Here is a 19,996-nt window from a genome sequence, read left to right as displayed (position 1 = left end):
CCGCGCGAGGCGGACGGGTGGCGCGAGGTGAGCGCTTGCATCCGGAGCAGGTGCGGCGCAGGATCGGGAGAACTCAACCGGCTGGACAAATTTTACGCTCCGGCCACGGACCGGAGACCGCCGATGTCGCTGCTCGATTCTGCCCGTCAGGTGCGCGAAAACGCCTATGCGCCCTATTCGAAATTCAAGGTCGGTGCGGCGGTGCGCGGGGCGTCCGGCACCATTTATAGCGGCGTGAATGTCGAGAACGTGGCCTATCCCGAAGGCACCTGTGCCGAGGCCGGCGCGATCGCCGCGATGGTGGCCGCGGGCGAGACCGAGATCACCGAGGTCGCCGTGATTGCCGACAGCCCGACGCCGGTCCCGCCCTGTGGCGGCTGCCGTCAGAAGCTGGCGGAATTCGCGCGTCACGACACGCCGGTGACGCTGGCCACGACCGAGGGCGAGCGACTCGATACGACGGTGGGCGATCTGCTGCCCGGTCGCTTCGATATGAGCCATATGGAAAACACCTGATGGATGCCCGCAGCATTATCCAATCGGTGCGCGACGGCAAAAGCTTGAGCGCAGATCAAGCCCAATGGTTCGCGCGCGGTCTGGCCGACGGCTCGGTCTCCGATGCGCAGGCGGGGGCCTTCGCGATGGCCGTCCTGCTGAAAGGTATCGGCACCGACGGTCGTGTGGCGCTGACACAGGCGATGCGCGATTCCGGCGAGGTGCTGCGCTGGGATATGCCCGGCCCTGTCATCGACAAACACTCGACTGGCGGGGTAGGGGATTCCGTCTCGCTGCTGCTTGCGCCCGCGCTGGCGGCCTGTGGCTGCTACGTGCCGATGATCTCGGGGCGGGGCTTGGGCCATACCGGCGGCACGCTCGACAAGATGGAAGCGATCCCCGGCTATGACGCGACGCCCGGCATCGGCGCTTTGCGCAAGGTGGTGGGCGAAGTCGGTTGCGCGATCGTCGGCGCCACGGGCGAGATCGCCCCGGCCGACAAGCGCCTCTACGGGATCCGCGACATCTCGGGCACGGTCGAGAGCATCGACCTGATAACCGCGTCGATCCTGTCGAAGAAGCTGGCCGCCGGGCTGGAAGGGCTGATCCTCGACGTTAAGGTCGGCTCGGGCGCGTTCATGGCGCGGCCCGAGGATGCGAAGGCGCTTGCGCAGAGCCTCGTCGCCACCGCGAACGGTGCGGGCTGCAAGACCACGGCGCTGATCACCGACATGGACCAGCCGCTCGGCCATTCGGCGGGCAATGCGCTGGAAGTGATCGAGGTGATGGAGACGCTGACCGGCACCGGTGTGAACGAGGCGCTTTGGGACGTGACCGCGGCTCTGGGCGGCGAGGCGTTGGTTCTCGCGGGGTTGGCCAAGGACGCGGTCGACGGCACGGCGCGGATCGACGAGGTGCTCAGCAACGGGCGCGCGGTCGAGGTGTTCGGCAAGATGGTCGCCGCGTTGGGTGGCCCGAGCGATTTCGTCGAACGTTTCCCCGACCGACTGCCCTCCGCCCCGGTGATCCGCGCCGTGGAGGCGCCGCGCGCAGGCTTCGTCAGCCGCATCGACACTCGCGCGGTGGGCGAAGCGGTGGTGCATCTGGGCGGCGGGCGTCTGGTCGGCACCGACAGGATCAATCCCTCGGTCGGGCTGTGGGAGATCGTCTCGCTGGGCGACGACGTGACATCGGGCGAACCGCTGGTGACGATCCATGCCGCGAATGATCGCGACGCCGATGCCGCCGAAGCGGCCCTTCTGGCTGCGATCGAGCTGAGCGACGAGGCCCCCGAAGAGCCGCCCCTGATCCACGAACGTATCGGCCCGGAGGATGTTCAATGAGCCGCGCCTTTCTGATCGTCATGGACAGCGTCGGGATCGGCGGCGCGCCCGATGCGGATCGTTTCTTCAACGACGGCGCGCCGGATACGGGCGCGAATACCGTGGGCCATATCGCGCAGGCCTGCGCCGAAGGACGGTCAGAGGAAGGCCGCTCGGGGCCGCTGAAGATGCCGACTTTGGCCGGTCTGGGGCTGGGCGCTGCGGTGAAGCTCGCCTCGGGCGAGGCTGCGCCGGGGCTGATGGCTGAACCTGTCGGGCTCTGGGGCGCGGCCACCGAGGTCTCTCCCGGCAAGGACACGCCCTCGGGCCATTGGGAACTGGCTGGTGTGCCGGTGCCGTGGGAATGGCATTACTTCCCGGACAAGGTTAACAGCTTCCCGCCGGATCTCGTCGCGAAAGCCTGCGAGATCGCGGGTACCGACGGCATCCTGGGCAATTGCCACGCCTCGGGCACGAACATCATCGAGGAACTGGGCGACGAGCATATCCGTACCGGCTGGCCGATCTGTTACACCTCTGCCGATAGTGTGTTCCAGATTGCAGCCCATGAAGAGCATTTCGGCCTCGATCGCCTTCTGAAGCTCTGCGAGGGGCTCGCGCCGACGCTGCATGCGATGAAGGTGGGGCGTGTGATTGCGCGGCCGTTCATCGGCGAGAATGGCGAGTTCACCCGCACGCCGAACCGCCGCGATTACGCGATCCCGGCACCGTCTCCGACGCTGCTGGACTGGGCCTATGATGCGGGCCGCGTGACACATGCGATCGGCAAGATCGGGGATATCTTCTCGCATCGCGGCATCACCCATCTGCACAAGGGCAAGGGCGATGCCGATCTGGCCGATCACCTGATCCGGCTGACGGGTGAGGCTGAGGAGGGCTCGCTCACCTTCGCCAATTTCGTCGAGTTCGACAGCCTCTACGGCCATCGCCGCGACATCTCGGGTTATGCCCGCGCGCTGGAATGGTTCGACACGGTGGCGGAGCAATTTCTCGACCGCCTGCAACCGGGCGATCTGGCGATCTTCACCGCCGATCACGGCAATGATCCAAGTTGGCGCGGCACCGATCACACCCGCGAACGCGTGCCTGTTCTGGGCGCGGGCCCGGGTATCGGGTCGCGCAGCGTGGGGAATGTGGGCTATGTCGACCTAGCGGCCTCGCTCGCCACGCATCTGAACATTCCGGCGCAAGGGCCGGGCAAAAGCTTTCTGTGAGGGACAAGACCATGAGTGACCATCTGACCGTCGTCAAACATCCGCTGGTGCAGCACAAACTGACCTTGATGCGCGAGAAGGACACCTCGACCGCGTCCTTCCGCCGTCTGCTGCGCGAGATCAGCCTGCTGCTGGCCTACGAGATCACGTCGGAGTTGGAACTGACCTCGAAGAACATCGAGACGCCGCTTCAGGAAATGGACGCGCCGATCCTCGCGGGCAAGAAGCTCGCGCTGGTCTCGATCCTGCGGGCGGGCAACGGTCTGCTGGATGGGGTGCTGGAACTGGTGCCGGCGGCGCGCGTGGGGTTCGTCGGTCTCTACCGTGACCCCGAGACGCTGAAGCCGGTCGAGTATTACTGCAAGCTGCCGAGCGAGCTCGAAGATCGTCTGACCATCGTGGTCGACCCGATGCTGGCCACCGGCAACTCCTCGGTCGCGGCGATCGACCTGATCAAGGAAAAGGGCGCGAAGAACATCCGCTTCATGTGCCTGCTGGCCGCCCCCGAGGGCGTCGCGCGCATGAAAGAGGCGCACCCGGACGTGCCGATCGTGACCGCCGCGCTCGACGAGAAGCTCAACGAGCACGCCTATATCGTGCCGGGTCTGGGCGACGCGGGCGACCGGATGTTCGGGACGAAGTAAGGGCAACGTCCTTTACTCAAAGGAAAACCCGGCTATCCTCCCCCTAGATAGTTTAGGGGTTGTATATGCGATTGAACGCAGGAGCAGCGGTCGGTCTGGCCGCAATTCTCACGCTGGGGCTGGGAGGCTTCGCATCGGAATTGCGGGCGCAGCAATATGCGCCCGCCGAGATGCCCCCGGCAAGCTATACCGAGCCGCAATATGTCGACAGCGAGGGCTGCGTCTTCGTGCGCGCCGACTATGGTGGCGCCGTGCGCTGGGTGCCACGAATGAATAGCGACCGCGGCATCGTCTGCGGCTATAAGCCTACGATGACGCTGGCGGCGAAGCCTGCAACCGCGAAACCTGCCACCCGGGCTAAGGTGGCAACGCGCGCTCCCTATTCGCCGACCCCTGCGTCCCCGCCCGCGCCGCGCGGCAGCGCGCGTGTCGCACAGGGTGAGCGTCGGTGGGCTCGCGCCGATCGTAACCCGCGCGCCCCAGCCGGAGAACGGCTGGACGAATGCCTTCGAGGACGGGCGCCTCAACCCCTATCGCGGTCCACGCACCGTCCAGGGCAACGAACAGATGCGGGCGCGCTGGACCGAGGAGACGCCGATGCAGCTACGGCCCACCGCGACGCCCGATCAGGTCTATGTCGAAAGCTCTCACCCGCCGGTGCCGAAAACCCGGATCGTGGTGGTGCCGACCGTCACTGTGTCGAACAAATCGGTCGCGCCGGTCAGCTCGAACGGCAAGCAATATGTGCAGGTCGGCAGCTTCGCCAATGTCGCGAATGTTGCGACCGCGACGAAGCGTCTGCAGGCGCTGGGCCTGCCGGTCGCGACGTCCAAGACGCAGGAGCTGACTGTGGTCTATGCCGGGCCGTTCTACGATACCGCGAAGCTGAACTCAGCGCTGGCCTCGGCGCGTCGAGCGGGCTTTCCCGATGCGCTCGTGCGGTGAGGAAGTATGACGACCGAAGCAAGATCGAGCGGCCCTTCGGGGCCGTTTTTCATTGCGCTGAGCAGATATCCTGCAGGGCCACCCATTGCGCATCTTCGAGAACCGGCTTCGGCGCGGGCTGGCCCTTGAACGGATCGGCCTCGATCAGGCCCAGCACGGACTCTCCGGTCGGATCGAGCGCGTAGGCGTAGGGCGTCGCGCTGACCCCGGCCTCGCGGAAGGCGCGCAGAAGCGTGTCGCCATCGGCGCGAGCAGGCGGACGCTGCAACAGGTCCTGCGCATATTCGGCCAGTCCGCTCTCGGGAAGGTCGCCCGTCGTCAGCAGCCGCAGCGCCGCCGCGGGCCCGAGACGGTCGAGCATCCGGTGCAGCGGGCGTTCTCCGGCGGCGCTGTTCTGCGCGGCGATGATGTAGCCCGCGACGACCTCGGGCGTGTCCGGCCCGTTGATCGTGTCGCGACCGACCACGGTCATCCCGCCGGGCAACAGCCGCGCCCCTTCGAGCGCCTGCGGCAGGACCGCGATCGCCGATTGTCCGGGCAGTCGCTCGGCGAGGGCCGAGAGCGCGCGATCGCCGCCGGGGCTGTGACAGGCAGCGCCCGTCATCTTTACCATCTCCGACAGCAGCTTACGCCCGATCTCGACGCGTTTTGCCTGGGGTGCGACGCGCGCGGCATGATCGACCAGCGCCGAGGGTAGCCAGAACAGCGCCACCGCGCCGACTGCCAGCAGAACCGCCCCGATGAGCACGCCGCGCAGCCGCCCCGGATGCGGGCGCTGTGCGGCGATCATCGCGTGAACCTTCTCGATCGCGGCGATCATCGTTTCGTCTTCGACCTCGAGCTCTTCGCCCGGCTCCTCGGATGGGGCGAAGATCGCGGGGCGCTTGCCGGGATTGCGCCGGTGCATCGCGGGCAGCGACCAATGTGCGAGTGCCGTGCCGGAGCGCACCTCCGACAGCACAAGCGTCGCGTCGCCCAGCGAGAGGATCACCTCGCGGCGTTGTGCGTCCGCATCGGGACGCCATATGCCGATCGCCTCGAGGCGCTCATATTCGGAAAGGGCGGTCATGCGGGCCCGTTACTGCTCTTGTTTGTCAAGAGGATAGCCGATCCTGCCGGGGGGTCAATCAAACAGCCCTGTCTGCAACGTAAGCCGCCCCGCACGGAAGGCCGAGCGGGGCGATCTGGGGCGCAATTCAGAGTGGAGTGCGCGGGATGCGTGGTGCTGCCCGCGCTCTCGTCCGTCAGGGGCGCAGATAGGCGTAACCGTCGCGCTGCAGATCGACGAGGTAGGCCGCGCCGGACGGGACGATCTCCGCCTCTTCGACCATCGGAGGCTCCTTGCCGAGCTTCTTCGTCATACCGGCGAGCGTGTTGGCGCAGGCGCGGAAATGGATCGGCTGGCCCAGCATCGCCATTTCCTCGATCCGGGCTTTCACCGGCGAGGTATCGGCGCGCAGCATGTTGAGACCGGGCCCGTAGGTGACCAGCTCGATCTGCACGTCTTCGCCCTGGTCCTTGTAGTATTGGATCATGTTGAGCGCGTTGTTGAGCGCCATGTTCATCACTTGTGGGTCGGCGCTGTTGACCTGAATCGCGATCTTCTCGTTCGCCATCGCGGGCAACGCCCAAACCATCGCCGCGAGCGCGAGCCCGAGGCGCAGTCCTCCCTTGTCCATCGTGATCTCCCTTTCACTTCAATGGAAGCTCAGCCTCGACGTGCCGGGGTCGAAAAGCAAGCGATTGCACGGATCGCTCCGCAAATTTCACGTCCTCGTGATGGATGGCTGGCGCTCTCGGCCCGGCTACGGACGCGCGCGGTGCGCCCATCCGGGCGATTGACCGCATGAGTGCGAATGTCTATCTGCTGCCTTGCGCGGATGGCTGGATGGCCGCGAGCGCCCGTAGCCCCGCGCAATGCGGGCAGCCGGGTGCCCGAGGAAAGTCCGGACTCCATGAAGCAACGGTGCCGGGTAACGCCCGGGCGGGGAAACTCGACGGAAAGCGCCACAGAAAACAGACCGCCCCGGTTTCGGCCGGGGTCAGGGTGAAACGGTGGGGTAAGAGCCCACCGCGGGACTGGCAACAGGACCGGCACGGCAAGCCCCACCGGGAGCAACGCCGAATAGGGATCGTGTGCTGCGCCGCTTGCGGTGATGGCAGGGGAGCTTCGCCCCGAGCGATCCGGGTTGGCGGCTGGACCCTGCGAGCAATCGCAGGGCGAGAGGAATGGTCATCCACGGGGGCGCGAGCCCTCGGGACAAAATCCGGCTTACAGGCCGTCCGCGCAAATTCCGCTTCCAGTATCGCCAGAAAACGCGGGCATGGAACAAGCTCCCACCCGCACGGGTTTCCGCCATTGCGGCACAGCGAGCGCGCGTTGAAGCACAGGCCTCGCCATGATCGTGACTTGCGTTTCGGACCGAATTAACCACGCTCGAAGCAAAAGCAAACAAAGCTGAGACGAACAGGGGAGAGAGATTGCCATGGGCTATACGATCGACAAGGTGATGACCGGGGCATTCGACGAGGTCGAGGCGAAAGTGCGCGAGGGATTGGCTGATGCGGGCTTCGGCGTGCTGACCGAGATCAACGTCTCGGCCACGATGAAGGCCAAGCTCGACAAGGACATGCCGCGCTACAAAATCCTCGGTGCCTGCAACCCGAAGTTGGCCTACGAGGCGATCGGCTTCGCGCCGCGGATCGGGGCGATGCTGCCCTGCAACGTGGTCCTGCGCGAGGTCGAAAACGGGATCGAGGTCAGCGCGGTCGACCCGGTGGCTTCGATGCTGGCGGTCGAGAACGACGATCTCGTGGAAGTCGCCAGCCAGGTGCGCCAGATGCTCGCCGACGTGATCGCCAAACTGTAGGCCGCACGAGTTTTTTCTAGCCAAGCGCGCCGACGCGCGCGAAGCTGTCGCAACAGGAAACCGAATTTCGGGGGAATGATATGAGCTTCGTGAAGACATTGGCCACGCTCGCGGTGGGCTTCGCCGCTGCCAAGGGCGTGGAGCGTTTCAACAAGATGGGCGGTCTCGACGGCATGAAGGACGCGCTCGGCAAGGCGGGCGAACCCGGCGGTATGGGTGACCAGATGGGCGAGTGGGCCGAGAAGATGGGCATGCCCGGCGGCAAGGAGACCGTGCGCGGTCTGTTCGGCCAGTTCGGCTCTCAGGCGGCCTCCGCGACGGCTGCGACCGAGGCGGGACTGGGCGCGCTGATCGGCGCCATGACCGGCGCTGCGAAGACGGGCGCGGGCAATATCTCGGAAATGCTCGGCGCCGTGACCTCCGGCACGCCGGTCAACGCGATGATGGAAGATCAGGCCAAGCTGATGATCCGCGCAATGATTCAGGCCGCGAAAGCCGATGGCGAGATCGACGACAAAGAGCGGCAGACCATTCTCGACCATCTGTCCGATGCCTCCGATGAGGAAATCGCCTTCGTGAAGGCCGAACTCGACGGCCCGATCGACATCACCGCTCTGGCCAATGCCACCTCGGATCACATGAAGTCGCAGGTCTATTCCGCAGCGCTTCTTCCGATCACAGTCGATACCGAGGCGGAGAAGCAATATCTGGCGAATCTGGCTGCCGCGCTGGGCCTCGAGACGGAGAAAGTCGCCCAGATCCACGAGACGATGGGCAAGCCGCTGATCTGAGCGGAGAGAGCCTTCCGGCTTTATGGGGCGCGGGCGAAGAATTTTCAGCTTGCGGCCCGGTTTGCCGGTTGACTCCGCATCGCGCATCGCTAAAAGGCGGGCTTCAAGGATTCCGCGGGTGCGTAGTTTTTTCGATGCCCGGAGCTAGGAGATAGACAATGGCGAAGCCGACGACGATCAAGATCCGTCTGAACTCGACGGCGGGCACCGGGCACTTCTATGTGACCAAGAAGAACGCCCGCACCATGACCGAAAAGATGACCGTGAACAAATACGATCCGGTCGCGCGCAAGCACGTCGAATACAAGGAAGGCAAGATCAAGTAAGATCGCCTGACCTTGACGGTTAGAAGGCCGTGCCTCCGGGCACGGCCTTTTTCTTTTTGTATTGGAAGCTGGCTGCCCGGATCAGCCGCGAAGTCGCCCGGGCCGCGCCCGACCTCTCCCCCGGGGAGGGCGCATTGGCGATGTCGTCGCGGGTCTATGTGTCTTGCGGGCTTGCGAGATAAAGCACCCTGCCATAGGCGGGGAAAGCGCCCACCCGAGGTCGGGCGCGGCCCTCTGGAGGCTCAAAATGGAGTTACCGGGGTTTCCCCGGTGCATTGCTCGCGCAATCCGCGTTCGCCGCTTCGGTGGCTTCTCTGGAGTCCCCGATCTGCGCCTTCAGCGCAGGCTGCGGCTCACACCAGCCACAGCGAGAGGTAAAGCGCTGCGAGCCCGCTCAGAATCGCCCACAGCGTGTTGCGCGTCGCGATCCCGACGCCGAGCGTCGCGAAGGCCGCGATCATCCGCGCGGGGTCGGTCTCACCGCCGGTACCTGCGGGCCACAGCACCAGCGGGGCCACGAGCCCCGGCAGCACCGCAACCGGCGTGTAGCGCAGGTAGCGCAGCGCCCATTCGGGCAATTGCCGGTCGCCGAGAAACCCCATGAAGGAATAGCGCAGGAAGTAGGTGCCGATCCCCAGTGCGACGATGATTCCCCAGACCAAAGCGTCCGAATAGCCGTTCATTCCCGCACCGCCTTTCTACGCGCCACCCAAAGCTCGACCTGCGCGCCTGTCACCATCGCGGCGACGGCGGCGATCATCAGCCCAACGCCCGAGGGCAGGAAGCTCAGCGCCAGTGCGCCCACGACCGAGACGGCCGCCGCGGCGACATGGGCCAACGTGCGCAGCGCCGGCCCGATCATCGCAAGAAAGGTGATCGGCACCGCGAAATCGAGCGCGAATTCCGGCGGGATCTGCGCGCCGACCAATGCGCCGACAAGGGTCGCGACATACCAGTTCGGGCAGACCGGGGAGCAGACGCCCGCGTAATAGGCCAGCTTCTCGGCGCGGCTCAGGTCGGGCTCGGCCTCGTATTCATTGGCCGCCATCGCATAGGCCTGATCGACCATGAAATAGGCCACCAACGCTTTCTGCCACGTCTTCGCCTTGCCGAAATGCGGGGTGAGGGCCGCCGAATACATCGCCATGCGCAGATTGACCGCAAGCGAGGCTGCGAGGATCAGCACGACCGGCGCGTGATCGCCCATCAGTTGCAATGCGGTGAACTGCGCGGCGCCCGCGATGACCATCACCGAGAAGCCCATCACCTGGACCAGATCGAGCCCCGCACTGGTTGCGGCCACGCCGAACAGGAGGCCGAAAGGCACGATGACCAGAAGGAACGGCAGGCCATGCCGAAATCCGCGCCAATAGGCGGCCCGCACCGCGCCTTTCGGGGCCGTCCCGTTCGCAGTCATGTCCGACATGATGCTTGTCTCCCGTTCTCAGTTGCGGGACAGATAGGGAAGGATGCGGGCAAAGGCAAAGCGCGCGATTGTATTGGAGGCAATCATCTTGACCGCTGGCGAAGAAGTCGGGCCGCGCGTGGTCGCGGTGATCCTTGCGGGCGGGCAGGGCCGGCGCATGGGCGGCGTCGACAAGGCGATGGTGATGCTCGCCGGACGCCCGCTATTTGCCCATGTCGCAGCACGGATCGGTCCGCAGGTGGCAGGGCTCGCGATCTCCGCCAATGGTGCGGCGGTTCGATTCGCTCCGATCCCCGTTCTACCCGATCCGCCCCAAAGGCAGGGCGAGGGCCCCCTGGCGGGGCTCCTGAGCGCGCTGGATTGGGCGGCGGAGCAGGGCGCGGATATGCTGCTCAGCGTTCCCGTCGACACACCTTTCCTGCCCCGCGACCTCGTTGCCCGGCTGCGCGCTCCCGGCGGCGCGGCTTACGCCGCCTCGGCCGGTCGCGACCACCCGAGCGTCGCGCTGTGCCCGGTCATGGAGCGGCCGCGGATAGCCGAGCTGTTCGCCTCGGGCGAACGCCGATTGCGTGCGGCCTTCCCGGAGGCGACGCGGGTGGCGTTCGAGGGCAGCCCAGACCCGTTCACCAATCTCAACACGCCCGAGGATCTCGCCACGGCGGCCGCGCATCTGGCTGAGGCGACCCGGTGACCCAGGTGTCGATCCGGCACGGGCTCGCACGCGAGCATCGCGCAGCGGCGGCGGAGCTTTACTGGCAGGCATTCGGCGGCAAGCTCGGCCGCGTGATGGGGCCGGAGCAGCGCGCCTTGGGCTTCATCGCCGAGGTGATCGATCCGAGCCACGCGCTCTCGGCGCTCGATGGCGATGGCGCGCTGGTCGGGGTGGTCGGGTTTCGCACGCTGCGCGGCTCCTTCGTCGGCGGTAGCTGGGCCGATCTGCGCAGCCATTACGGGCGCGGTGGCGGGCTCTGGCGCGGCGCCTGCCTGCATCTTCTGGCCCACGATCTGCCCGAAGGCGGAATGATGGTCGACGGGATCGCCGTCCACCCGGAACTGCGCGGCGCAGGCATCGGGCGCGCGCTGATCGAGGCGCTGTCCCACGAGGCGCGCAGGCGTGGCTACCGGGCGCTCTGTCTCGACGTGATCGACGAGAACCTGCGCGCACGCGCCTTGTACCAACGGCTGGGCTTCGAGGTGACGGGGCGGCGCAGTTCGCGACTGACGCGGCTGGTCTTCGATTTCCGTTCGGTGCAACTGATGCGCCGCGCGCTCTGAAGGCTCCGCCGCGCCCTTTCGTATTGGCTCAAATATCCCCGGGGGGGCGAGGGCGAAGCCCGAGGGGCTGGCCCGTCAGTCGAAACTGCCGGTGACGCGCCCCAGCAGCATGAAGGCGCGGGCGGTGCGGGTTTCGGCCATCTCGGCGATGTCCTGATCGGAGGCGTTCTTCTCGAACTCGGCGAAGGTCCGGTCGAACTGGCGCAGGAAGTGATGCGCCACGTCGCGGAAGATCGTATCGCCGCGCATCCGGCCCGCGCTGAGCGCCAGCGACGAGCGATCGCGAATGCCGCCGAGGCTGGTGATCTCGCGGCCGCGCTCGCCTTGCGCAAAACGACGCCATAGTTCGGGCCGGGCGCGGTCGGGCTTGAGGTCGTCCATGTAGATGCCGTCCTGCGCGAGCAGGTTCAGCACATCCTGCGCCGAGCGCAGCAGCTTTGCCGTCGAACGGTCTTCGAGCGCGCGGCGTAGCGCGCGGAAGCCCTCGGTATCGTCGGGCGAATCCGGGAAGTTCAGCGCGCGGACGAAATCCGCGACCGAGAGCGGCGCGCGGAGGTCCTCCGCCGGGGTGCCGAGCGCCAGCATCGGTTCGCTGTCATCGGGTCGGGGCGGGGGCGGGGCGACCAGCGCCGCCTTGCGGTCGGCGGAGGGCTGGCTTGCCTGCACATCGCGGCGCGAGGCGAAGGTCGCGATCGTGGTCTCCGCCTGACGGGCGACGGCAGCGATCTCGTCGAGCTTCTTCTCGACATTCTGATCGGTACGCATCGCCTGCTGATTGAGCCAAGCGGTACGCATCGCCTCGATCGATTGTCGCAGCGCGGCGGTTTCGGCGCGCATCTCGCGGGTAGCGCGCGCGGTCACGGCGGCGACCCAGACCATCACGATCGGCACCGCCATCCCCACGACGAGGCTGACGGTGGCAAACAGCGACGCGGCGCGCGCGATCCCGGGTGCGAAGAACCAGAAGGCCGCGACCAGGAAGACCCACAGGATGCTCAGCCCCAGCGCGATCCATTCCGGCGCGCCGGGAAAGCGTGTCTTGAGGCGCGGACGACCGGCAGGCGGGTGAGATCCGCCGGGCATGGCGAACCGATCCTTGTCCTGCTCTGCGGGTCCTTCCATTCAGGCTCTCCGTCAGTGGCGCACGGGCACATGCTCAGAGGCAGCCGCGCAGGGGCGTCCGTGTCAGGCGAAAACGATCTTGAGGATTTCGTAAGCCTTGTCGCCACCCGGCGTGCGAACCTCGACAGAGTCGCCCTCGTCCTTGCCGATCAGCGCGCGCGCCAGAGGCGACTTCATGTTGAGCTTGCCCTTCTCCAGATCGGCTTCGGGTTCGCCGACGATCTGGTAGGTCTTCTCTTCGTCAGTGTCCTCGTCGACGATGGTCACTGTCGCGCCGAATTTCACGGCGCCCGACATCTTCGACGGGTCGATTACCTCGGCACGGCCCAGAAGCCCTTCGAGCTCCTTGATCCGGCCTTCGATAAAGCCCTGCTTCTCGCGTGCCGAATGGTATTCGGCATTCTCCGAGAGGTCGCCCAGTTCCCGCGCTTCCGCGATCGCGGCAATGATCGCGGGACGCTCTTCGGACTTGAGCTTTTTCAATTCTGTGTTGAGCGCGTCAAAACCTGCGCGCGTCATCGGTTGTTTGTCCATGGAAGGCTCCCGAACTCGGAACTGTCCCCAATTCAGGGCATCTAAATCTGCTCTCACCCCCGGAAGTCAAGTGGACAGCGCGATTTTCGCGGCGAATTGCCGATCTCGTCAGTTCGGGAAGGCGGCGCAATTTGGCGCAAGATTGTTGCGCGGCATCGCAGCGTAACAATTGCCTCGTTACGCGAGGTAGGCTAGGCAGGACGCCAGCTAGGACGACCAGCAAGGGGTTCGACAGACATGACCGACGTGACGCGCGAGTCGATGGAATATGATGTGGTGATCGTGGGCGCGGGGCCTGCAGGGCTTTCGGCGGCGATCCGCCTCAAACAGATCGACCCGGAGCTCGAGGTCGTCGTGCTCGAGAAGGGCTCGGAAGTGGGCGCGCATATTCTGTCGGGCGCGGTGCTCGACACCAGCGGGTTGGATCAGCTGATCCCCGACTGGAAGGACAAGGGCGCGCCGATCACCGTGCCGGTCAAGAAGGACAATTTCTATGTCCTCGGAGAGGCCGGAGCGATGCGCATTCCGAACTGGCCGATGCCGCGCCTGATGTCGAACCATGGCAAATACATCGTCTCGATGGGCAATGTCTGCCGCTGGATGGCCGAGCAGGCTGAAGCCCTCGGAGTCGAGATTTTCCCGGGCATGGCAGCGTCGGAAATCGTCTGGGATGGAGACCGGGTGGCCGGTGTCGTCGCGGGCGAATTCGGCAAGAACCCCGATGGCACCGAGGGTCCGGGCTACGAGCCGGGCATGGAACTGCGTGGCAAATACGTGATGATCGCCGAGGGCGTGCGCGGCTCGCTCGCCAAGGTGGTGATGGAGAAGCACAACCTCTCCGACGGTCACTGCCCGCAGAAATTCGGCCTCGGCATGAAGGAAATCTGGGAGATCGACCCCGAGAAGCACCGCGAGGGCACCGTGACCCATACGATGGGCTGGCCTTTGGGCGGCAATGCGGGCGGCGGGTCGTTCATCTATCACCTCGACAACAATCAGGTCTATGTCGGCTTCGTCGTGCACCTGAACTACGAGAATCCGCATCTCTACCCCTATATGGAGTTCCAGCGCTTCAAGCATCACCCGATGGTTGCGGAGCTGCTGGAGGGCGGCAAACGCGTGGCTTACGGCGCGCGGGCGATCTCGGAAGGCGGCTGGCAGTCGATCCCGAAACTGACCGTACCGGGCGCGGTGCTGCTGGGCTGTTCGGCGGGGCTCGTGAACGTGCCGCGCATCAAGGGCAACCATAACGCGATGCTCTCCGGCATCGCGGCGGCGGAAGCCGCGGCAGCCGCGATCAAGGGCGGGCGTTCGGGCGACGAGCTGACCGAGTACGAGACCGATCTGCGCTCCGGTCCGATCGCCGAAGACCTCAAGAAGGTCCGCAACGTGAAGCCGATGTGGTCGAAATGGGGGATGGTCCCCTCGCTCGTCCTCGGCGGGCTCGACATGTGGACCAACGATCTCTTCGGCTTCTCGCTTTTCGGCACGCTCAAGCATGGCAAGTCGGATGCGAAAGCGACCGGCGAGGCGAAAAACTTCAAGCCGATCGACTATCCCAAGCCCGACGGCAAGCTGAGCTTCGACCGCCTGACTAATGTCAGCTTCTCCTTCACCAACCACGAAGAGAGCCAGCCCTGCCACCTGAAGCTGAAGGACGCGTCGGTCCCGATCTCGGTGAACCTGCCGAAATATGACGAGCCCGCTCAGCGCTATTGCCCGGCGGGCGTCTACGAGGTGGTCGGCGAGGGCGACGACGCGAAGTTCCAGATCAATTTCCAGAACTGCGTCCACTGCAAGACCTGCGACATCAAGGATCCGAGCCAGAACATCAACTGGACCACCCCGCAAGGCGGCGACGGGCCGAACTACCCGAACATGTGATCGCGAAAGGGGCCTGCGGGCCCCTTTTTCGTTTCCACCCCTCCTCGCCCCCATCACAACGCCGTGTCTGTGACGGCGGCTTCCCGCGTGCGGTGGTTCGGCTCATTGTAATGCCCGCAGCGCCCCGTTACGCTCGATTTCGACCCGAATGAGAGGACCGTTTCGTGCCGAGTTTTAAGACCCCGCTGCGCCTTGCGCTCTTCGCCCTCTTGATGGGCTCCACCGCGCCCCTGCCGCTGTTCGCTCAGGATGCACCGACGGCCGGCAGCGCCGAGGATGCCGCGCAGGCTGCCGATAGTGCTGCTGCCAAAGGCGATGCAGGCGACACCGCGAATGACCCGAGCCCTGCGGAGGCGGGGGCCTATCTCGCCGCGCGCATCGCGTCGCAGCAATTCGATTTCGCCGAAGCCGCGCATTACTACCGCCAGTTGATGGCCAGCGGCGATACCAGTGGCACGACGGCAGAGGCCACGCTCGTCTCGGAGATCGCGATCGCCGATTTCGACCGTGCCAAGCCGCTTGCGCAGCAGATGGTCGAGGCCGGCACCGGAAGCCAGATCGCGGCGCTGACCGTGCTCGCTGCGGACGCGCATGACAAGAACTGGAGCGCCGCGCTCAAGTTGCTCGACAGCGATGCCGATCCGGGGCCGCTCGTGGGCGGGCTGACTAAGGCCTGGGTGCTTGCGGGCGACGGCAAGATGTCCGACGCCTCCGCTGCCTTCGACGAGGTCGGCAAGCAACAGGGCCTCGCAGCCTTCGCGGGTTTCCACAAGGCGCTCGCACTCGCGCTCGTCGGCGATTACGAGGGGGCTGATGCGATCCTCTCGGGCGAAGATGGCGAGAAGATCACCTCGACCCGTCGCGGCGTTCTGGCCCATGTCGAGGTGCTCTCGCAACTCGAGAAGAACAAGGAGGCGCTGAAGCTGATCGAGGATCGCTTCGGCAAGGATCTCGACCCGCAGCTTAAAGATATCCGCTCCAAGCTGGAGGCGGGCGACACGCTGCCTTTCGACGTTGTGCGCAATGCGTCCGACGGCGTTGCAGAGGTCTATTACTCGGTCGCGCAGGCGCTGATCGGGGATGCGCCCGACACGTTCACGCTGGTGCATTCGCGGCTGGCCAACATGATCCGGCCCGACATGGATGACGCCACTCTGCTGACCGCGTCGATGCTCGACCAGCAGGGCCAATACGATCTGGCCATCGAAGCCTATGCCGATATCAAGCCCGACAGCCCGATCTACCACGCCGCCGAAATCGGGCGCGCGGAATCGATGGTGCGCGCGGGCCGCAACGATGCGGCGATCGAAGTGCTCGAGAACCTGTCGCGCAGCCGACCCAACCTCGTCGGCGTCTGGACCGCTCTGGGCGATACGCTGCGCCGTGAGAGCCGCTTCGCCGAGGCTGCGAAAGCCTATGACAAGGCGATCGACCTGCTCGGCCAACCCGAGCCGAAGGACTGGTTCGTCTGGTATTCGCGCGCCATCGCGCAGGAACGCTCGGGTAACTGGGACGAGGCCGAGAAGGGTTTCCGCGAGGCGCTGCGCCTTTCGCCCGATCAGCCCTCTGTGCTGAACTATCTGGGCTATTCCTACGTGGACAAGGGCGAAAACCTCGACGAGGCGCTCGACATGATCCGCAAGGCCGCCGCCGAGCGTCCCGATGCGGGCTTCATCATCGACAGCCTCGGCTGGGCGCTGTTCAAGCTTGGCCATTACCAAGAGGCGGCCCAGAAGATGGAGCGAGCCGTGGAGCTCGAGCCGCGCGATCCGCTGCTCAACGACCACTTGGGCGATGTGCTCTGGGCCGTGGGCCGCCAGCGCGAGGCGAAATTCCAGTGGCGCCGCGCGTTGTCCTTCGCGACCGACGATGCGGAGACCACCGAGGAACTCGATCCCGATGCGATCCGCCGCAAGATCGAGGTAGGTCTGGACCAGCAGCGCAAGGAGCAGGGTCTGCCACCGCTCGAGGATAAGGGCCCGAGCAAGGATAGCCCCAAGGCCGCCCCCGAAACGCCCGCGAGCGATGCGAATAATTGACGCTTTCGCGCCTGCGAAGATCAACCTGACGCTGCATGTCATCGGCCAGAGGGCCGATGGCTATCACCTGCTCGACAGCCTCGTGGCCTTCGGGCCGATGGGCGACCGGCTCGTGCTGCGCGAAAGCGGCATCCTGTCGCTCAGTGTGACGGGCCCGGAAGCGGCAGGTGTGCCTGCCGATCCGTCGAACCTCGTGCTGAAGGCCGCAGCGCTTCTGTCGCGCCCGGCGGGGCAGGGGGCGGAAATCCATCTCGACAAATATCTGCCACCCGCCTCGGGCATCGGCGGTGGATCGTCAGACGCGGCGGCTGCGCTGCGGGCGCTGGCTGCGCTTTGGGACCATCCGCTGCCGGCGGAGACCGCACAACTTGGGGCAGACGTGCCGATGTGCCTGACGCCACGCCCCCAGCGCGTGCGCGGCATTGGTGAGGCGCTCGACCTCGTGTCGCTGCCGCCGCTGCCCGCGCTACTGGTGAATCCGCGTGTGGAGGTGCCGACGCCGGCGATCTTCAAGGGGCTAGATTCGAAGGACAATCCCCCGATGCCCGACGTGCTGCCGACATTTACTGGCGCGCCTGACTGCATCGACTGGCTGGCCACGCAGCGTAACGATCTGCAGGCGCCTGCCATCGCCTCGGCCCCCGTGATCGGGGAGGTGCTGGACGCGCTCATGACGCTCCCCGGCTGTCGTCTCGCGCGCATGTCGGGCTCTGGTGCGACCTGTTTCGCGCTGTTCGAGACGCTGGACGCCGCGCAGGCTGCGGAAGCCACGCTGGCTCAGCGCCACCCTGGCTGGTGGCGGGCCTCCGGCATGCTCGGCGATCAGACGCAAAAGGCGCAGCCCCATAGCCGCGCCTCTTCTTCTTGACCCAAATATCCCGTGGGGAGCCCGCAGGGCGGGGGGTAGTGCCCCCTCAGCGCAACCGCGCCACCACGTAATCGGCCAGATCGTCCAGCATCTGCCGCAGCTCACTTTCCGGCAGGATCTGCAGGCGCTCGCGCCCGCGATCGGCCCACTCGAGGGCTGCGGCGCGGGTCTCTTCCAGCGCCCCGGTCGCCTTCAGCAACTCCAACGCATGCTCCAGATCGCCCTCGCGCTGATCGCCCTTGTCGATGGTGCGGGTCCAGAAAGCGCGGGCCTCGCCGTCGGCCTTGGCCAGCGCCTTGATCAGCGGCAGCGTCAGCTTGCGCTCGCGGAAATCGTCGCCCACGTTCTTGCCCATCGTCTTGGCATCGCTGAGATAATCCAGCAGATCGTCGACCACCTGGAACGCGATCCCGAGGCTTTCGCCGTAATCGTGCAGCGCCGCGATCTGTTCCTCCGGCGCGCCGGCCAGAACCGCGCCCGCCTCGGTCGCCGCCGAGAACAGAGCCGCCGTCTTGCCGCGCACCACCTTGTAATAGGTGTCCTCGGTCGTGTTCAGGTCTTCGGCCGCCGAGAGCTGCAGCACCTCGCCTTCGGTGATGACGGCGGAGGCGTTCGACAGGATAGACAGAACCCGCAGGTTGTCTGTATCCGTCATCAGCTGGAACGACCGCGCGAAAAGGTAATCGCCAACCAGCACGCTCGACTTGTTGTCCCAGAGCAGGTTCGCGGTCGGGCGGCCCCGGCGCTGCTTGCTCTCGTCGACCACATCGTCATGCAGCAGCGTTGCGGTATGGATGAATTCGACCGCCGCGGCGAGGTTGTGGTGCAGATTGCCCTCGTAGCCGCACAGCCGTGCCGCCGCCACCGTTAGCATCGGCCGCAGCCGCTTGCCGCCCGCGCCGACCAGATGGGCGGTCACTTCGGGGATGCGCGGCGCGTTCTCCGAGGCCATGCGCTCGGCGATCAGCGCATCCACCGCCGCCATGTCGTCGGCCAAGGCTTCCGCGAGCCGGTCATGCGGTTTCGCTGTGTTGTCGGGCTTGTCGTCGAGGCTCATGTTCATCCCTTCGATCTGCCTCATCTCGACAGCCCTCGCAAGGGGCCGTAAGTGAGGGATATGAAAGAGCTACTGCGCAGCACGGACCCGGTGAAACTGGCCATGGCGACCGCCCTTCTCGAGGGCGAGGGTATAAGCACGTTTCAACTCGACGTCCATACGAGCGTGCTGGAAGGCTCGCTTGGGATTCTCCCGCGCCGCCTGATGGTGCGTGACAGCGACATGTTCATGGCGCAGGCGGTGCTGCGCGATAACGAGATAAAATCGGATTGAGCGCATGGATCGGTTCGCGCCCGAAGATCTGACAGTCGATGGCTTTCTCGGCGGGCGGTTGCGGATCGCCCAGCCGCGCGCGGGCTACCGCGCCGCGATGGACCCGGTCCTGCTGGCGGCGGCCTGTCCAGCGCAAGCGAGTCAGTCGGTTCTCGAGCTCGGCTGCGGGGCAGGGGTGGCGAGCCTGTGTCTTGGCTGGCGGGTGCCGGGGCTTGCGCAAAGCGGGCTGGAACTGCAGCCGGACTATGCCGATCTCGCGCGGCGCAACGCGGCGGATAACGGGATCGCGCTCGAGGTGATCGAAGGCGATCTGGCGCAGATGCCCGCCGAATTGCGGGCGCGCAGTTTCGATCACGTCATCGCCAATCCGCCCTATTTCAGCCCCGAAGACGGGACGCCCGCCGCCGATCCCGGTCGCGAGCGCGCGCAGCGGGAGGCGACGCCGATCAGCGCATGGCTCGACGCGGGGTTGCGGCGTCTCAAGCCCGAGGGGCGGATCACGCTCATCCAGCAGGCCGACCGGCTGGCAGACCTTCTGGCGGGGCTCCAGGGGCGCGCGGGCGCGATCACCGTCCTGCCGATCTCGCCGCGGGTGGGGCGCCCGGCGCGGCGGGTGATCGTGACGGCGCGCAAGGGGGTGCGAACGCCGCTGCAGCTTCTCGCGCCGCTGATCTTGCACGCGGCGCCGATGCATTCACACGATGCGGAGGATTTGACGGATATTGCGCGCGAAATTCTGCGCGAAGGTCAAAAATTGCCTATTCCTCGTTAGTGCTTTCGCAAGATTTCGCGAAAATGATGGAGATGCCCCGTCACTATACGACATTTCCGTGACACGACTCAAAAGCTGTGCTGCAATCGACGGGCTGACAACTGGAGAGGAGACTGCC

General features: G+C 65.9%; 22 protein-coding genes and 1 other RNA gene. 16 read left to right on the top strand and 7 right to left on the bottom strand.

Going from position 1 to position 19,996, the window contains the following annotated elements; all coding sequences use genetic code 11:
* Positions 1-123: 123 nt before the first annotated feature.
* The 5 genes from DEM26_RS02145 (at position 124) to DEM26_RS02125 (ending at position 4,641) form a co-directional block, all read left to right on the top strand.
* Complete coding sequence (locus tag DEM26_RS02145; protein WP_075773944.1) at positions 124-516, top strand: cytidine deaminase; 393 nt, start codon at positions 124-126, stop codon at positions 514-516.
* Positions 516-1,838 carry a thymidine phosphorylase gene (locus tag DEM26_RS02140; RefSeq protein ID WP_075773945.1) on the top strand — a complete coding sequence of 441 codons (1,323 nt, stop codon included), beginning with the start codon at positions 516-518 and terminating at the stop codon, positions 1,836-1,838. The genes DEM26_RS02145 and DEM26_RS02140 overlap by 1 nt, the downstream gene beginning before the upstream one ends.
* Positions 1,835-3,052: a phosphopentomutase gene (locus tag DEM26_RS02135; RefSeq protein WP_109171595.1), complete on the top strand. Its 1,218-nt coding sequence runs from the start codon at positions 1,835-1,837 to the stop codon at positions 3,050-3,052. The genes DEM26_RS02140 and DEM26_RS02135 overlap by 4 nt, the downstream gene beginning before the upstream one ends.
* Positions 3,053-3,063: 11 nt before the next feature.
* A complete protein-coding gene (gene upp, locus DEM26_RS02130) occupies positions 3,064-3,696 on the top strand; it encodes a uracil phosphoribosyltransferase (RefSeq protein WP_075773947.1) in 633 nt (210 codons plus the stop codon).
* Positions 3,697-4,122: 426 nt separating this feature from the next.
* Complete coding sequence (locus DEM26_RS02125) at positions 4,123-4,641, top strand: SPOR domain-containing protein (protein WP_146194422.1); 519 nt, start codon at positions 4,123-4,125, stop codon at positions 4,639-4,641.
* Positions 4,642-4,690: 49 nt separating this feature from the next.
* Here the strand turns inward: DEM26_RS02125 and DEM26_RS02120 are convergent, their stop codons facing one another.
* Positions 4,691-5,710, bottom strand: coding sequence for a hypothetical protein (locus DEM26_RS02120; protein ID WP_088719533.1), 1,020 nt, complete (start codon positions 5,708-5,710; stop codon positions 4,691-4,693).
* Positions 5,711-5,885: 175 nt separating this feature from the next.
* Complete coding sequence (locus DEM26_RS02115; protein WP_075773950.1) at positions 5,886-6,320, bottom strand: DsrE family protein; 435 nt, start codon at positions 6,318-6,320, stop codon at positions 5,886-5,888.
* Between the two features lie 197 nt (positions 6,321-6,517).
* On the opposite strand from DEM26_RS02115, the gene rnpB reads away from it, so the two are divergent.
* The 4 genes from rnpB to rpmG all read left to right on the top strand — a co-directional run bounded on the left by rnpB (position 6,518) and on the right by rpmG (position 8,628).
* Positions 6,518-6,932: RNase P RNA component class A (rnpB, locus tag DEM26_RS02110), an RNA gene on the top strand.
* Positions 6,933-7,127: 195 nt separating this feature from the next.
* Complete coding sequence (locus DEM26_RS02105) at positions 7,128-7,511, top strand: DUF302 domain-containing protein (protein WP_075773951.1); 384 nt, start codon at positions 7,128-7,130, stop codon at positions 7,509-7,511.
* Between the two features lie 80 nt (positions 7,512-7,591).
* Positions 7,592-8,302, top strand: a complete 711-nt coding sequence (locus DEM26_RS02100) for a tellurite resistance TerB family protein (RefSeq protein ID WP_088719534.1) — start codon at positions 7,592-7,594, stop codon at positions 8,300-8,302.
* A gap of 158 nt (positions 8,303-8,460) precedes the next feature.
* Positions 8,461-8,628 (top strand): 50S ribosomal protein L33, encoded by a 168-nt coding sequence (gene rpmG / locus DEM26_RS02095; RefSeq protein WP_036638206.1) that lies wholly within the window; start codon positions 8,461-8,463, stop codon positions 8,626-8,628.
* A gap of 353 nt (positions 8,629-8,981) precedes the next feature.
* Here the strand turns inward: rpmG and DEM26_RS02090 are convergent, their stop codons facing one another.
* Complete coding sequence (locus DEM26_RS02090) at positions 8,982-9,311, bottom strand: AzlD domain-containing protein (protein ID WP_075773953.1); 330 nt, start codon at positions 9,309-9,311, stop codon at positions 8,982-8,984.
* Entirely contained in the window at positions 9,308-10,054 is a 747-nt protein-coding gene (locus DEM26_RS02085) for an AzlC family ABC transporter permease (RefSeq protein ID WP_233242997.1), read from the bottom strand. Before DEM26_RS02085 ends, DEM26_RS02090 begins: the two co-directional genes overlap by 4 nt.
* A gap of 88 nt (positions 10,055-10,142) precedes the next feature.
* Between DEM26_RS02085 and mobA the strand changes: the two genes are divergently transcribed.
* Entirely contained in the window at positions 10,143-10,745 is a 603-nt protein-coding gene (gene mobA, locus DEM26_RS02080) for a molybdenum cofactor guanylyltransferase MobA (RefSeq protein ID WP_255415013.1), read from the top strand.
* A complete protein-coding gene (locus tag DEM26_RS02075) occupies positions 10,742-11,329 on the top strand; it encodes a GNAT family N-acetyltransferase (RefSeq protein WP_233242996.1) in 588 nt (195 codons plus the stop codon). The genes mobA and DEM26_RS02075 overlap by 4 nt, the downstream gene beginning before the upstream one ends.
* Before the next feature lie 75 nt (positions 11,330-11,404).
* On the opposite strand, the gene DEM26_RS02070 is transcribed toward DEM26_RS02075, so the two are convergent.
* Positions 11,405-12,451: a hypothetical protein gene (locus DEM26_RS02070; protein ID WP_233242995.1), complete on the bottom strand. Its 1,047-nt coding sequence runs from the start codon at positions 12,449-12,451 to the stop codon at positions 11,405-11,407.
* 63 nt (positions 12,452-12,514) lie between these two features.
* Positions 12,515-12,985, bottom strand: coding sequence for a transcription elongation factor GreA (gene greA / locus DEM26_RS02065; RefSeq protein WP_078522518.1), 471 nt, complete (start codon positions 12,983-12,985; stop codon positions 12,515-12,517).
* Positions 12,986-13,222: 237 nt separating this feature from the next.
* Between greA and DEM26_RS02060 the strand changes: the two genes are divergently transcribed.
* The 3 genes from DEM26_RS02060 (at position 13,223) to DEM26_RS02050 (ending at position 17,776) form a co-directional block, all read left to right on the top strand.
* Positions 13,223-14,869: an electron transfer flavoprotein-ubiquinone oxidoreductase gene (locus DEM26_RS02060; RefSeq protein ID WP_088722299.1), complete on the top strand. Its 1,647-nt coding sequence runs from the start codon at positions 13,223-13,225 to the stop codon at positions 14,867-14,869.
* Between the two features lie 164 nt (positions 14,870-15,033).
* On the top strand, positions 15,034-16,908 hold the full coding sequence (locus tag DEM26_RS02055) for a tetratricopeptide repeat protein (protein ID WP_109171593.1): 1,875 nt from the start codon (positions 15,034-15,036) through the stop codon (positions 16,906-16,908).
* On the top strand, positions 16,895-17,776 hold the full coding sequence (locus DEM26_RS02050) for a 4-(cytidine 5'-diphospho)-2-C-methyl-D-erythritol kinase (RefSeq protein ID WP_109171592.1): 882 nt from the start codon (positions 16,895-16,897) through the stop codon (positions 17,774-17,776). The genes DEM26_RS02055 and DEM26_RS02050 overlap by 14 nt, the downstream gene beginning before the upstream one ends.
* Before the next feature lie 46 nt (positions 17,777-17,822).
* Here DEM26_RS02050 and DEM26_RS02045 read toward each other — a convergent pair whose 3' ends face one another.
* Positions 17,823-18,857: a polyprenyl synthetase family protein gene (locus DEM26_RS02045; RefSeq protein ID WP_233242994.1), complete on the bottom strand. Its 1,035-nt coding sequence runs from the start codon at positions 18,855-18,857 to the stop codon at positions 17,823-17,825.
* A gap of 36 nt (positions 18,858-18,893) precedes the next feature.
* Between DEM26_RS02045 and DEM26_RS02040 the strand changes: the two genes are divergently transcribed.
* Positions 18,894-19,106 carry a putative signal transducing protein gene (locus DEM26_RS02040; RefSeq protein WP_075773958.1) on the top strand — a complete coding sequence of 71 codons (213 nt, stop codon included), beginning with the start codon at positions 18,894-18,896 and terminating at the stop codon, positions 19,104-19,106.
* Between the two features lie 4 nt (positions 19,107-19,110).
* Positions 19,111-19,878: a tRNA1(Val) (adenine(37)-N6)-methyltransferase gene (locus tag DEM26_RS02035; RefSeq protein WP_109171591.1), complete on the top strand. Its 768-nt coding sequence runs from the start codon at positions 19,111-19,113 to the stop codon at positions 19,876-19,878.
* Positions 19,879-19,996 lie beyond the last annotated feature (118 nt).

This window comes from Thioclava sp. NG1, assembly GCF_003122275.1.
Taxonomy (GTDB): domain Bacteria; phylum Pseudomonadota; class Alphaproteobacteria; order Rhodobacterales; family Rhodobacteraceae; genus Thioclava; species Thioclava nitratireducens.
The sequence above is the reverse complement of the archived record's forward strand: the minus strand, read 5'-3'. Positions and strand labels throughout refer to the sequence as shown.

Bases quoted from the DNA above. Each gene is read 5' to 3' on its own strand.
- DEM26_RS02040 (WP_075773958.1), top strand. From the start codon at position 18,894: ATGAAAGAGCTACTGCGCAGCACGGACCCGGTGAAACTGGCCATGGCG.
- upp (WP_075773947.1), top strand. From the start codon at position 3,064: ATGAGTGACCATCTGACCGTCGTCAAACATCCGCTGGTGCAGCACAAA.
- rpmG (WP_036638206.1), top strand. From the start codon at position 8,461: ATGGCGAAGCCGACGACGATCAAGATCCGTCTGAACTCGACGGCGGGC.
- DEM26_RS02035 (WP_109171591.1), top strand. From the start codon at position 19,111: ATGGATCGGTTCGCGCCCGAAGATCTGACAGTCGATGGCTTTCTCGGC.
- DEM26_RS02100 (WP_088719534.1), top strand. From the start codon at position 7,592: ATGAGCTTCGTGAAGACATTGGCCACGCTCGCGGTGGGCTTCGCCGCT.
- DEM26_RS02145 (WP_075773944.1), top strand. From the start codon at position 124: ATGTCGCTGCTCGATTCTGCCCGTCAGGTGCGCGAAAACGCCTATGCG.
- DEM26_RS02135 (WP_109171595.1), top strand. From the start codon at position 1,835: ATGAGCCGCGCCTTTCTGATCGTCATGGACAGCGTCGGGATCGGCGGC.
- DEM26_RS02120 (WP_088719533.1), bottom strand. From the start codon at position 5,710: ATGACCGCCCTTTCCGAATATGAGCGCCTCGAGGCGATCGGCATATGG.
- DEM26_RS02085 (WP_233242997.1), bottom strand. From the start codon at position 10,054: ATGTCGGACATGACTGCGAACGGGACGGCCCCGAAAGGCGCGGTGCGG.
- DEM26_RS02060 (WP_088722299.1), top strand. From the start codon at position 13,223: ATGACCGACGTGACGCGCGAGTCGATGGAATATGATGTGGTGATCGTG.
- DEM26_RS02090 (WP_075773953.1), bottom strand. From the start codon at position 9,311: ATGAACGGCTATTCGGACGCTTTGGTCTGGGGAATCATCGTCGCACTG.
- DEM26_RS02045 (WP_233242994.1), bottom strand. From the start codon at position 18,857: ATGAGGCAGATCGAAGGGATGAACATGAGCCTCGACGACAAGCCCGAC.
- DEM26_RS02140 (WP_075773945.1), top strand. From the start codon at position 516: ATGGATGCCCGCAGCATTATCCAATCGGTGCGCGACGGCAAAAGCTTG.
- DEM26_RS02050 (WP_109171592.1), top strand. From the start codon at position 16,895: ATGCGAATAATTGACGCTTTCGCGCCTGCGAAGATCAACCTGACGCTG.
- DEM26_RS02105 (WP_075773951.1), top strand. From the start codon at position 7,128: ATGGGCTATACGATCGACAAGGTGATGACCGGGGCATTCGACGAGGTC.
- greA (WP_078522518.1), bottom strand. From the start codon at position 12,985: ATGGACAAACAACCGATGACGCGCGCAGGTTTTGACGCGCTCAACACA.
- DEM26_RS02115 (WP_075773950.1), bottom strand. From the start codon at position 6,320: ATGGACAAGGGAGGACTGCGCCTCGGGCTCGCGCTCGCGGCGATGGTT.
- DEM26_RS02070 (WP_233242995.1), bottom strand. From the start codon at position 12,451: ATGGAAGGACCCGCAGAGCAGGACAAGGATCGGTTCGCCATGCCCGGC.